Source organism: Bacillus haikouensis (assembly GCF_013179555.1).
In the GTDB taxonomy this organism is placed as follows: Bacteria; Bacillota; Bacilli; order Bacillales; family Bacillaceae_B; genus Rossellomorea; species Rossellomorea haikouensis_A.
Map to the genome: position 1 here is coordinate 1 of NZ_JABMCR010000119.1, position 12769 is coordinate 12769.

Below are 12769 nucleotides of genomic sequence, written 5' to 3' on the forward strand. Positions count from 1 at the left end.
TTTCAGGCTTTGCCATGTTGATTTCATCGATATATAAGAGGTGTCCTTTTTTCATTGCCTGAATAACAGGTCCTTCAATAAATTCAATGGAACTTTTGCCGTCTTTATCAGCGATCGTCTTATATCCCAGCAATGCTTCTGCATCAAGGTCGACGGAACAGTTAATACTGTGCATGGGCTGGGTGAAGATAGAAGACAATGTCTCAGATAATTTTGTTTTACCTGAACCGGTCGGTCCTTTCAGAAGAACGTTTTTCCCGATTGATAATGATATGATACTGTCTTCAATTATATGGTGTTCTTTTGAGGAGTATCCTCCCTCCCCTATTAAATAACCATATTGAGTATGGCTGAAAAGATCTTTTCTTTGGTTAATTATATGAATAACCGTTTCCGGTAATGCGGTTTCGTAATTCATCCATGACATCCTTTCCAATTCGTCTACTAGACACATCATACATGTAAGAGCGCTTTCACTGCAAAAAAAGAGTTTGAATGGACACTTTTATTCCGTTTTGGATTTACGTACAAAAAATCGCTTTCCACAAAAGGTTTTGTCATGCACTTCAATTAATTCCTGGAACCTGTAATAATAAAAAACTTCTTTGACAGACATCTTCTTAAAAAGTTCTATTGAAAAATAAATTGACAGTTTACAGTTTTTTCATCGAATTTTCTCATTAAAAAACACCCTTAACGGATGTTTGTTGGTTTAGTTTATACAGTTTAATCGAAGCGGGTAAACTTAGATGTATGTGCATACCCTTTATGCTCAAAAAGCTGATTTCAACTCAAAAGAAGAAACCAGCCGTGTGAAACCCTTATTTCATTTCTTCGAAATATTCTTTATAGAATCCTCCCATTTTTCCACTCTCATCAATAACAAAGTAATAGTCTTCAGACTCATTTTTCACTTCGTATTCTTTCCCTATTTCAAGCACGTTGGCCACCGTATATTTTTTGGCATCGGTATGTACACATTTAACTAACTTTACTGCTTTATTTTCTGTCCAAGTATGATGTATCATCTGAATCCTCCTAGTACAATTGTATGTAATTAGTATATTCTTCCGAGGTCATTTGTTCAACTGCAAACTTTATTATTCTCTCTTTTACCCCTGCCATTCTTAAGTTTAATATGGTATATTATAGGAGAATATGATGTGAAGGGCGTTTCGTTATGAGAAAAGGTATCCTGAGGGTTTTCGTTAGTTGTCTGATTTTCCTGGCCATTTATATGGTCACTCATCGACCAAGTGAAGAACAGTTTTATACATGGATACAGGAAAAATACAAAATTGACTGTAAAGAGAAGCTATCCTGCACAAAAAAAGCCGATGAAAAATCTGTTCACACACTGATCGAAACCGGATCTAACATAAAGAATGAATATTTGTTGTTTAATACAATAGGAAAGGTTTATGAGGATAAAAACGGTGACAAGACTGTCATTAAAGCAATTGGAGTTTGCGGAAAATATTTTGCTATTATAAATGATGGTATATCCAAGTAAAGTTCAACCGATTTAACGACCATGTTAAATCGGTTATTTATTTTCTATATCTTATCTTTTTCTTTCTAAGGGAAGGATATTTATTTTGAAGCCATTGAAACATCAAATATATGCATATTGCCGAAACGATTAAAATAGCTGCAATTCCTGCTTTCGAACTGATTTCTTCCACGATCGATTGAAAGCTTTTTGGAAAATACCTCCCTATCTGGAAGTATAGAAGAGCCCAAATGCCTGCAGAAGGTACGGCATACAACAGAAACCTGAACAAGCTGATTCCCTTGCTTGTTCCCGCTATATATGGCATCGCCAGGCGGACACCCGGGATAAAGTAGCTGATGGAAATTGCAAACAAACCATATTTATTGATCCAGATTTCACTCTTCCTTATAAGAACAGCAGACCGCTTTCCTTTTAGCAACCGGATCAACAATCCTGTTCCAAAGCGGTTCCCAATAAGAAATCCAAAAACACCATAACTTAATAACCCGAGGTACATAAATAAGAACGAGGTGTAAGGATCAAAATGTCTCCATTCAGAGAGATATCCGGCAAACGCGGCTGCCATTTCATTTGGAACCGGCAGGCCTAAAAATACAATCCAGCTAAAAAAAAACATTGCTATATAACCATATTGATCGACTAAATGAAGTAAATTCTCCATAAAACACCCCATTTCAACAAGAAGATACTGGTATGAACATACGTTTATTCTTTACCTTGTATAATCTTAAGTAACCCTGCCTGGCACTGTGAATCAAGAGTTCCGTGCATCCGATCGACGTGCATTTATCCTTTTTATTATAATATGATGAATTTAATTCTTTAATAGACTTTTCACTTGTTCTTCCACCATACCCAGATCGATCAGCTGCTGCTGCAGTCTCGAATGGTAAGCTTCACTTACATGGGGAAGGCTCCCTCTTAAGATTTCCCGTGCATAATGCTCTGGGGGCAAGACTTCATCAAACTTGGTCTTTACTATAAAGGTAAGCACATCATTATAAACTTTTCCCCCGATTGAGACATCTACAAAGGCTGCCCTGTACCAGCCCGGGGCGACTCCCTCTCTTGCAAACAAGTACTTTACCGCTTCCTGTGGTACATCATATACAACGCCTTCCATTGTGCCGCCATCTTCAATGATATCCCCGCGTCCGCCGTCATCCACTTTAAATAGATACTTCATAGAGTACCTTTGCAAGGTGCCTGCACCAAGACATTCTTTAAAATGATGATCTACTTCTGCCAGTTTAAAGCGGGCATCGTCCATACAAGAACCATAAGCAAAATATAGGATTCTTTCCGGCTTTTCTTTAATGAATTGATGTACTTTCCAGTCACCTGATGATATTTCATATTGGAACATTTTTTCCCCTAGACCAAAGTATACAAATGCTTCGACTGATCCCTGATCTGTATTTACTTTTTGGAGTTGGCGATTATAGAGGTTTTCTTCCCTTCCTTCGATGAAACCCTCGATTTCATCGAGTTTGAGAAGAAGGGCATCATTTACTTTATATACTTCGCCGTAGACTCTCCCTTCCCCTTCTTTCATTGCGGGATAGCCTTTATCGGTGTCATAGAGCGTTCCATCCGTCCAAGCCTGCTCATAAAGCAGTTCAGCTTCATTTAATAGGGAATGATTTTCTTCATGTCTTCTTAATGTGCCATAAACAAATACGTTCACTTTATCTCTCCTCAATCGTTTTGTGAATCAGGTCTATTTTAGCAAATTCATTTTGATTTTTCAGTTAAATGAACTTTGATGATCTAAAAAAACAGTCCAATTTATATGGACTGTTTTTAAGTATGCGCTTACAAAAAGAATCAACTATTTGGCATGATCGCTTGTTGGGCTTGTTCTTTTAGTCTGAACTTTTGGATCTTGCCTGAGGCTGTCATCGGATAGGAATCCGTAAATTCAATATACCTCGGGATTTTATGGCGTGAGATTTTACCTCTGCAGTATTCTTTGATTTCATCACATGCAGCGGTTTGGCCATCTTTAAGTATGATCCATGCCATGACTTCTTCACCGAAAGTTTCATCCGGGATTCCAATTACCTGAACATCAAGTATTTTAGGATGAGAGTAGAGAAACTCCTCGATTTCCCTTGGATAGATATTTTCACCACCTCTAATGATCATGTCTTTTAATCTTCCTGTGATCCTGCAATAACCATGGTCATCCATTACTGCCAGGTCACCTGTGTGAAGCCACTTCTTGTCATCAATTGCCGCTTCGGTTGCTTCTTCATTCTTGTAATACCCTTTCATCACATGGTACCCACGCGTACAAAGTTCTCCTTGCGTGCCAATCGGAACTTCCTTGCCGGTTCCCGGCTCTACGATTTTCACTTCTACATCAGGCAGTGCTCTTCCGACCGATTCGACTTTTAACTCAAGGGGGTCATGAGTACGTGTTTGTGTAATAACAGGAGAGGATTCAGTCTGGCCATAAGCGATGGTGATTTCCTCAGCCCCCATTTTATCCATGACATCTTTCATTACCTCAATCGGGCAGTTGCTTCCTGCCATGATTCCCGTACGCAAACTTTCCAAGTCATAGTTTTCGAACTCGGGTAAATTCAATTCCCCAATGAACATAGTCGGAACACCATGTAATGCTGTACATTTTTCATCTTGGACGGTTTTCAGCACCAGTTCAGGTTTAAACTCTTGTATCGGCACCATCACGGCTCCTACTGACACACATGCCAGTGTACCCATCACACAGCCGAAACAATGAAAGAACGGGACAGGGATACACAGTCTGTCCTCGTTGGTCAGTCTCATGCATCGTGCAACATTGAAAGCATTATTTACTATGTTCGAGTGCGTGAGCATCACTCCTTTTGGGAAACCGGTTGTACCTGAAGTGTATTGCATATTGATAACATCGAAAGGTGAGAGACTCTTTAGTCTTGTATCCAATTCTGCTTCTTCGACTTCTCTGCCAAGTTCCATGATTTCATCCCAATTAAAAGTACCAGGGTATTTCCTATTCCCCATTACGATGACATTCTTTAACTTTGGCAGCTTTTTACTATGTAAATTACCAGGCTCTGAATCACTGAGTTCCGGGCAGATTTCATAGAGCATATCGATATAAGATGCACCCCGGAATTCTTCCATCAGGATGATCGTTGTACTATCCGACTGCCTGAGCAGATATTCGAGTTCAGCAGTACGATAATTTGTATTTACTGTCACCAGTACGGCTCCCATCTTCCCTGTCGAGAACTGACTCAGTATCCATTCAGGGGTATTGGATGCCCAGATTGCAACATGTTCTCCCTTCTCGATACCTAATTTCATAAACCCCTTGGCTGCCTGCCTGCATTTGAGATTCAACTCTTCATAAGTCCATCTCAATGCCCTGTCAGTATAGACAACAGCCTCATGATCTGGCTGTAAGCGAGCTTTTTCTTCAAGTAAATCCCCAATGGTAATCTGTAAAATGTCAGTCAAACCAATATCCCCCTTTGTCTGAATGATGAACTTCTAAAGTATTATTAATGTTCTATGCGTGTATATTATCACAAAAGTTTTAATTTTCAAACTAATAATGATAAAAAATTTTCCAACTGTTTCTTTCCATACACTTTCTATTCCCTTGTCCCATTTCTCAAAACAATTATGTTTAGACAAATTCATACCTTATTAAACCATTCTCTACAAAAAAAGCTAAATTCCTACTTTAGAAGGAAATGAACAAAAAGACTTTTCAAACCCGGGGTTTCTATGTAAAATAAGAGAAAATATAGAAAATTCTATATTTTAAACATTCCTAGGAGGTTGGTCATGAAAATCTTAAGTAATGAACAGTTGGTTGCAGCTTATCGTGATGCTGAGAAACAAGGGAATGATCAAGACTGGATTCAATTATTAAGAAAAGAAATCCGTAACCGCGGGTTAAAACCTTTTAGGAAATCATGACATGAAATGATAGAGAAAATGAAATGAAATCATTCTCACCCCCTGAGAAATGAGCAGGTGACAGACTCTGATTTGGAGTCTGTCTTTTTCAATTCAAATCAGGTTTTCTTTTGACTGCAATGAGTTTCTATTTGCGCTTTTTGTTCGAGGTCCAACAGTCCGATTTTGTGGAAAATGTACGTATACAACAATATTTTTTTGAAATGAAGATATTTCATGTTGACTACTCCCCTTCAGCCCCAATCTTTCCCAGAGGAAAAATCGTTTCATCTTACCACAATTTATGCGGAGTATGAATTTGAGTGAAACAAACACGTAAAAAAAGCTGATACAATATTAATGTATCAGCCAAAACATTCATCTATCATCTTCAAACTAAGAGATTAACCTTCTAAAAGCAAATCTTCAGGATTTTCCAATAAGTTTTTAATCATGGATAGGAAACCAACAGCTTCTTTCCCGTCAATGATTCTATGGTCGTAAGACAGAGCAATATACATCATTGGACGATTTTCCATGTTTTCTTTATCAATCGCTACAGGGCGTAGTTGAATGGTATGCATTCCGAGAATTCCGACCTGTGGGCCGTTTAATATCGGCGTTGAAAGTAAAGAACCGAAAACGCCGCCATTGGTAATAGTGAATGATCCACCTTGCAAGTCTGCTAGTGAAAGCTTGTTATTTCTTGCTTTGGTTGCAAGCTCCATGATTTCCCCTTCAATCTCGGCGAAGTTTTTGCGATCACAGTTTCTTACAACCGGTACCACTAAACCATCTTCAGTGGAAACAGCTACACCAACATCATAATATTTCTTAAGTACGACTTCATCACCGTCAATTTCAGCATTTACATAAGGATATTTCTTTAGTGCAGCTACTACTGCTTTCGTGAAGAAACTCATAAATCCTAGTCGCACATCGTGATCTTCGAAGAATTTATCCTTTTTACGCTTACGTAATTCCATAACTGCCGTCATGTCAATCTCGTTGAACGTCGTCAACATTGCAGCTGTCTGCTGAACTTCCACAAGACGCTTAGCGATTGTTTGTCTGCGGCGGGACATTTTTTCACGTTCAACCGGCTTGCCGTCATCTTTCTTAGCTGGCGCTTTTTTTGCTTCTGATGCAGGCTTGGATGGAGATGAAGCCGGTTTATTATCATATGCTTCAATATCCTGTTTGCGAACACGCCCAAGTGGATCGGTAGGAACTTGTGATAGATCGATTCCTTTTTCACGGGCAAGCTTGCGTGCAGCCGGTGACGCAATCGGACGGTTCTTTTTGTCTTCTTTAGCAGCAGGGGTTTCTTCTTGAGGTGCTTTTTCTTCTGCCTTCTCCCCTTGCTTAGGTGCTTCCTGTTGTTCTTCTTTCGGCTCAGCAGGTGCAGAGGCTTCCCCGCCTGCTCCAACAATGGCAATTATTTGTCCTACTTCTACAGTATCTCCCTCGTCAGCTTTGAGCTCTTGAATGGTGCCTGCCTCTTCAGAAATTACTTCAACATTTACTTTATCTGTTTCAAGTTCTACAATGTATTCGCCTTTTTCAACATAATCTCCCGGTTGCTTCAGCCATTGAGCAATCGTACCTTCTGTAATTGATTCTGCCAATTCTGGAACTTTGATTTCTGCCACTGTGATGTCCTCCTCTTTCTTATCGAGTTAACGCTTCGTTAATGATTCTTGCTTGTTCTTTTTTGTGTACGGTTGGTTCACCTTCTGAAGGACTTGAACGTCTGCGGCGTCCAACATATTGAACTTCCACACCATCAGCTGCGAGATCGCGAAGACGCGGTTCAACGAATGTCCAGGCTCCCATATTCTTAGGTTCTTCCTGAATCCATACAAGCTCTTTAAGATTTGGATATCTTTCAAGAATGCCTGCAAAATCATTCTTAGGGAATGGATAAATTTCTTCCAGGCGAAGGATATGAAGCCAATCTGTCTCATCCATGCCCTGAAGCTTTTCTTCCAGATCAATTGCTATCTTTCCGCTGCCGATTACTATGCGTTCAACTGCTTCAAGGTTTCCTCCCAATCCTTTTTGTTCTAATACGGAGTGGAATTCGCCTTCTGCCAGGTCTTCTGCGGTTACAGCTGCAAATTGATTTCTTAGCAGGCTCTTAGGAGTCATGATGACGAGAGGTCGGACTTCTTCCTTTTGGAGGATTGCCGCTTGACGTCTCAAAATGTGAAAATATTGACCCGCAGTGGAACAATTTGCCACTGTCCAGTTATATTCCCCGCCTAATTGCAGGAACCTCTCAAGACGTGCGCTCGAATGTTCCGGCCCCTGACCTTCATACCCGTGAGGAAGCAGCATGACGAGGCCTGATTTTTGTCCCCATTTAGCGCGTCCTGCAGAAATAAACTGATCGAACATCACCTGTGCCATATTAGAGAAATCACCGAATTGCGCTTCCCAGAGAACCAGTGTTTCAGGGGCAAAAACGTTGTAACCATATTCATATCCCACGACTGCTGTTTCAGTCAGCGGACTATTAAGAACCACGAATGAAGCATTGCTGTCCTGGATATTGTGCAATGGAATGTATTCATCACCGGACTTTTCGTCATGAAGAACCAGGTGGCGCTGAGCAAACGTCCCGCGCTCTGAATCCTGACCGGTTAACCGGATTGGCGTTCCATCTTTTAAAATCGATGCAAATGCAAGTGTTTCCGCATGTGCCCAATCGATTTTCCCTTTTCCTTCAAATACTTGACTGCGTCTCTTAAGGATTTTTTCAAGCTTCTTGAATACATTGAATCCTTCCGGCCATTTCAGTAATTCTTCATTTATTTGCTGAAGTTTTTTGAATTCAACAGATGTGCCCAGTTCTGGCAGCCCGTTAGCAACATCTTCTGGAGGAGCCAGCACCGTATCCGGATCTTCATCCTTTGCCGGCACCTTTTCATATGCAGCCTTCAGTACTTTTTCAATTTCAGCGTCCATCTTATCGATATCGCTCTGAGAGACGATGCCCTGGGAAATCAATTTCTCTGCATAAAGATTTTTGACATTTGGATGATTCTGGATGATTGAATACATTTGCGGATTCGTCACCATAGGCTCATCCATTTCGTTATGACCGAATCTGCGATAACCGATCAAGTCGATGACAAAATCTTTACCGAACGTTTTACGATATTCATAGGCTAGTACGGCAGCCGCCAGACAGGCTTCCGGATCATCGGCATTTACATGTACAATAGGTACTTCAAAGCCTTTTGCTGTATCAGAAGCATATTTCGTTGAACGTGAGTCACGGCTTTCAGTCGTGAAACCAATCATATTATTTGCAATCAGGTGAATGGAACCGCCGGTATGGTAACCTCTCAATCGACTCATATTCAGTGTCTCAGCCACAACTCCCTGACCAGGGAAAGCAGCATCACCATGAATCATCACTGCATAAGAAGTTTCAACTGATTGCTCTGGGTATCCATTCTCTTCGCGATTCTCCTGAGCGGCACGCGTATATCCTGCAACTATCGGACTTACAACTTCCAGGTGGCTCGGGTTGTTTGCAAGTGTAACGCGTGCTCTTGCAGTAGGTAATGCCTGCGGAGAAATCTCTCTGTCTGCTCCGAGGTGGTATTTCACATCCCCCGTCCAGCCGAAAGTGATTCCAATCGAGCCTTCTGAAGGAATTAAATCCTTGCTTGGTGCATGTTGGAATTCAGCAAAGATCATTTCATATGGTTTACCTATCACATGCGCCAGTACATTCAATCGACCGCGATGAGCCATTCCGATATTTACTGTTTTCGCCCCGGATTCAACGGAATAACGGATTAATTCATCCAAAAGCGGCACCATCGTATCCAAGCCTTCGATTGAAAATCGTTTTTGACCTACAAATGTGCGGTGAACATACTTTTCAAAACCGTCAACTTCAGCCAGACGCTTTAACAAGGAGGTTTTCTGATCCTTTGAAAGCGGGGAGAAATAAGAACCCGATTCAATTTTTTCCCTTAGCCAATTCTTCTCCTCCAACTCATGCACATGTGCATATTCAAAGGCAAGCTTTTGTGTATAAACTTCCTTTAAATGCTTGACTGCCTGCAGACCATCTTGAATATGAGATGGGGCATCCGGGCAGAGAAAGTCAACGGGAATACTCTTCAAATCTTCTTCTGTTAAGTCGAATTCGGATAACTCGATTCTTCTAGTATCTTTATTCCGGTCATTAAGCGGGTTGATATCTGCAGCTAAATGTCCATATGTACGAATGTTATCCGCCAGTTTGACAGCCGCTACCATCTTACTCAATGCCGTAGGCTGAGCAGGCAGCGTAAATGAAGCATCTGCTTTCTGTGCGTTTGCCATTACTGCAGCATCTTCAGCAGCAGGAGGCCCCCATTGTTCAAATAACTCCCTTAATTCAGGGTCTACTTCAGACGGGTCGTCAAGGAATTGTTCATAAACCTCCATCACATAGCCTAGATTTGGTCCGTAAAAGGAATGCCATGGCTCGCCTTGGTTTGTCGATTGCTTTTTCATTGTGAAAAACCTCCAACTATTTGCCAGTTAGTATAATTTGGGTATCAGGTATCCTTACATTTCAAGATTCATTAATTGTTATGTAAGAATAATAATTTACAAAACACTAAAACGCTTACAAGGATATTTTATCACTGTGCAGTAGTAAGATAAAGTCTTTATGACAAATTTCTCAAAATTTTGGATTTTACTCTGCTCACTGTCCTTTTAACTTATATTCCCATAATAAATTGTGAAAAAACTTCATTTAAAAACGATTATTCTGAAATAACTTTTTATTAAGCGCTTTCTTACTCACCTTCTTGTGGATGCATAGTAAGGTAACTTTTTTCATAAACCATCTTACTACTCTTACTAAAAAAAACCAAATACTTTTTCTCATTTTAGTGAAATTTTATGGATTGTAAGAATCGTATATTAAAAGTAATCCATAAAGCCAAGGTACAGTTCTTTTCCCCCCTTCTAATAAAAGATTAACTTCCGGAACATGAACTATTCGCCCATCTGTGCATAGAATATTACATCATATGGAATGTTAAATTCTGATTTTTGACTACCCTCAGCTGGCAGGCCGCTCAGAGTGTTGTAAAGAAAGGTGTTGTTTATGTTCCCTTGGAGCCTATTCCCATTCAACAAAGACATGAAAGAACAAATGAATCAGATGAATCCGAAGGAAGTTGATTCGTATGTACAGGAGATGATGAAGAAGATGTTTCCCGGTGGATGGAGCAGTATGATGAACCCTGCTGAATCAATGAAGGGAAATCAGCCTTTTATTCATCCAATGAGTGAGGAAACAAATCAAAAGGGACCTCAACCATCAGCTTCCTCCCATTCAGTTCCTGTCAATATCTTTGAAACATTTGAGGATGTATATATCCGGATGAAAATTCCTGATGAAGAGTGGATGAAACAAATGAAAATATTTCACACTTCGAATCAGGCAATCATTGAAAACATCCCTGAACCCGGTGACCGGCAAGTCCTTACACTCCCCTCACTGGTAAAAAAGAAAGGAGCGGTCGCACAATTCAGAGAAGGTATCCTAGAACTAAAGATACCTAAAAGCATAGATATGCAATACACAGAAATAGACGTCTCGGATAAATACTGAGACGTCTACATTTCTTCATTTCTATCTATTGCCTTTTTTAACGAGACATATATGATTGTCCCTGCAGGCTGATTCTTTTTCGCTTCGATTGTTCCACCGTAGTTATAAATTAATTTGGAAGCAATGGCCAGGCCTAATCCGTATCCCCCTTTCTCCCTGCTCCTTGCTTTATCTACCCTGTAAAAGCGATCGAATACCTTCGTTAAATCTTCTTCGGGAATTCCAATCCCTTCATCCCTGACTTCAATTAAGACATGCAGATCATTTTCGGTTAACAGAACTTCAATGCTTGTATGAGGTTCAGAATATTTGACTGCATTGTCTAATAATATGACTAAAACCTGTTCAAGATGTCTTTTCAATATAAAGGCTTCTGCATTCTCTTCCACCTTGTTTTTAAGTTCAAACATGTAATCTTGGTGAAGGAATGCAAAATCTCGGATGACTTTATCTGATGAAGCTTTTATATCCACTTTTGCATGTTCAATATCTGTCAGTTCACGGTCCGCCCTTGATAATTCAAGGAGTTCACCGACCAATCGTTTTACTCTGTCAAGCTCTTCTAAAGAGACATGCAGGGATTCTTCCAATATCGACGGATCTTTTTTCCCCCAACGATTTAATAAGGAAAGATGTCCCTCCAATACTTGAATGGGAGTCCTTAATTCATGGGAAGCATCCTCGACGAACTGCTGCTGTTGTCTGAATGACTTTTCAATCTCACTCATCATTTTATTGAATATTTGAGAAAGTTCACTGATTTCATCGTGAGCGTTTGTGTTTTCCACCCGTCTCTGAAATCCGTTCCGTTCAATCGATCGCATCGCCTCTGATAATTTGTTCAATGGCCGCATGAAATTTTTCGCCATTAAATAACCCAGTAAGGCACTTAACAACAACGCAGCAGAACCGGTTATCGTCATCATCCAAAATAAGTTTTTCATAATCTTTTCATAACGATTGAGTGGCTGGATAATTTCGATATATCCATTGAATTTCCTTGATAGTATTGGAGAATGGCCAATGAGGATCTTCTTTCCATCGGATTCAATCAATTTGACAGTTTTATCACTGACAGGCTGAAAGGGGATATAGAAGGCAGGCTCAGATTCCCCTCTGATTTCCAATGCCTGATTACCTTGACGATCCAGGATTCTGATTGTCTGATCCTTCTCTGCAATTTGCTTCATAAGATCTCTGCTGTCATAAATATCTTTCAGTTCAATATCATGGCCGCGCTGTTTAAAGAACACAGTTATCTCATCCAGAACCCGGCTGAAGTTATTCTCCTCTTCATCTATCATCCATTTACCGATTGCATGGTATTGAAAGAAACTGAACAGAAAGAACGCCAGAAAAATCGCCGACCCGGCTGCAAGTGCCCACTTGATCTTTAAAGATGATGGTTTAATCCATCTCTTCCATCTCTTCATGATCTCATCACATATCCAGTTCCGCGTACCGTCTGAATGATACTCTCCTCATCAGGAGAGTCCAGTTTATTACGCAGATACCGGACATATACATCTACCACATTGGTTTCCACTTCTGAATCATAGCCCCATACTCTATTCAATAGTACTTCCCGTGTTAGTACTATGTTCTTATTCTCCATAAAAGCAAGAAGCAGATCGTACTCTCTTTTCGTCACTTCGATTTCTAGATCATCTTTATATACCTGCCTTGATTCTTTATAAACT

General features: G+C 40.2%; 12 protein-coding genes. 3 read left to right on the forward strand and 9 right to left on the reverse strand.

The window, feature by feature from the left end; genetic code table 11:
- Together HP456_RS12490 and HP456_RS12495 are read right to left on the reverse strand one after the other, a co-directional pair.
- A partial coding sequence (locus tag HP456_RS12490; RefSeq protein WP_172251538.1) for an AAA family ATPase occupies positions 1–418 on the reverse strand: 418 nt, incomplete at its 3' end.
- Positions 419–821: 403 nt separating this feature from the next.
- On the reverse strand, positions 822–1028 hold the full coding sequence (locus HP456_RS12495; RefSeq protein WP_172251540.1) for a DUF6501 family protein: 207 nt from the start codon (positions 1026–1028) through the stop codon (positions 822–824).
- Positions 1029–1180: 152 nt separating this feature from the next.
- Between HP456_RS12495 and HP456_RS12500 the strand changes: the two genes are divergently transcribed.
- Positions 1181–1513, forward strand: a complete 333-nt coding sequence (locus tag HP456_RS12500) for a hypothetical protein (RefSeq protein WP_172251542.1) — start codon at positions 1181–1183, stop codon at positions 1511–1513.
- Between the two features lie 37 nt (positions 1514–1550).
- Here the strand turns inward: HP456_RS12500 and HP456_RS12505 are convergent, their stop codons facing one another.
- The 3 genes from HP456_RS12505 to HP456_RS12515 all read right to left on the reverse strand — a co-directional run bounded on the left by HP456_RS12505 (position 1551) and on the right by HP456_RS12515 (position 4978).
- Positions 1551–2177, reverse strand: a complete 627-nt coding sequence (locus HP456_RS12505; protein ID WP_172251544.1) for a DedA family protein — start codon at positions 2175–2177, stop codon at positions 1551–1553.
- A gap of 153 nt (positions 2178–2330) precedes the next feature.
- The gene (locus HP456_RS12510) at positions 2331–3203 is read right to left on the reverse strand and encodes a gamma-glutamylcyclotransferase family protein (RefSeq protein ID WP_172251555.1); all 873 of its coding nucleotides are present in this window, start codon (positions 3201–3203) and stop codon (positions 2331–2333) included.
- 140 nt (positions 3204–3343) lie between these two features.
- Positions 3344–4978, reverse strand: a complete 1635-nt coding sequence (locus HP456_RS12515; protein ID WP_172251567.1) for an AMP-binding protein — start codon at positions 4976–4978, stop codon at positions 3344–3346.
- 342 nt (positions 4979–5320) lie between these two features.
- Here HP456_RS12515 and sda point away from each other — a divergent pair, with 342 nt between their 5' ends.
- The gene (sda, locus tag HP456_RS12520) at positions 5321–5455 is read left to right on the forward strand and encodes a sporulation histidine kinase inhibitor Sda (RefSeq protein WP_172251557.1); all 135 of its coding nucleotides are present in this window, start codon (positions 5321–5323) and stop codon (positions 5453–5455) included.
- Positions 5456–5838: 383 nt separating this feature from the next.
- Here the strand turns inward: sda and odhB are convergent, their stop codons facing one another.
- Both odhB and HP456_RS12530 read right to left on the reverse strand, forming a co-directional pair.
- Complete coding sequence (odhB, locus tag HP456_RS12525) at positions 5839–7086, reverse strand: 2-oxoglutarate dehydrogenase complex dihydrolipoyllysine-residue succinyltransferase (RefSeq protein ID WP_172251559.1); 1248 nt, start codon at positions 7084–7086, stop codon at positions 5839–5841.
- Between the two features lie 19 nt (positions 7087–7105).
- Positions 7106–9955 carry a 2-oxoglutarate dehydrogenase E1 component gene (locus HP456_RS12530; protein ID WP_172251561.1) on the reverse strand — a complete coding sequence of 950 codons (2850 nt, stop codon included), beginning with the start codon at positions 9953–9955 and terminating at the stop codon, positions 7106–7108.
- A 604-nt stretch (positions 9956–10559) separates the two neighbouring features.
- On the opposite strand from HP456_RS12530, the gene HP456_RS12535 reads away from it, so the two are divergent.
- Entirely contained in the window at positions 10560–11069 is a 510-nt protein-coding gene (locus tag HP456_RS12535) for an Hsp20/alpha crystallin family protein (RefSeq protein WP_172251563.1), read from the forward strand.
- A gap of 5 nt (positions 11070–11074) precedes the next feature.
- Here the strand turns inward: HP456_RS12535 and HP456_RS12540 are convergent, their stop codons facing one another.
- Together HP456_RS12540 and HP456_RS12545 are read right to left on the reverse strand one after the other, a co-directional pair.
- Positions 11075–12502, reverse strand: coding sequence for a HAMP domain-containing sensor histidine kinase (locus HP456_RS12540; RefSeq protein WP_246289006.1), 1428 nt, complete (start codon positions 12500–12502; stop codon positions 11075–11077).
- Positions 12499–12769: winged helix-turn-helix domain-containing protein (locus HP456_RS12545; protein ID WP_172251565.1), on the reverse strand; the 271-nt coding region annotated here is incomplete at its 5' end. The genes HP456_RS12545 and HP456_RS12540, both read right to left, overlap by 4 nt.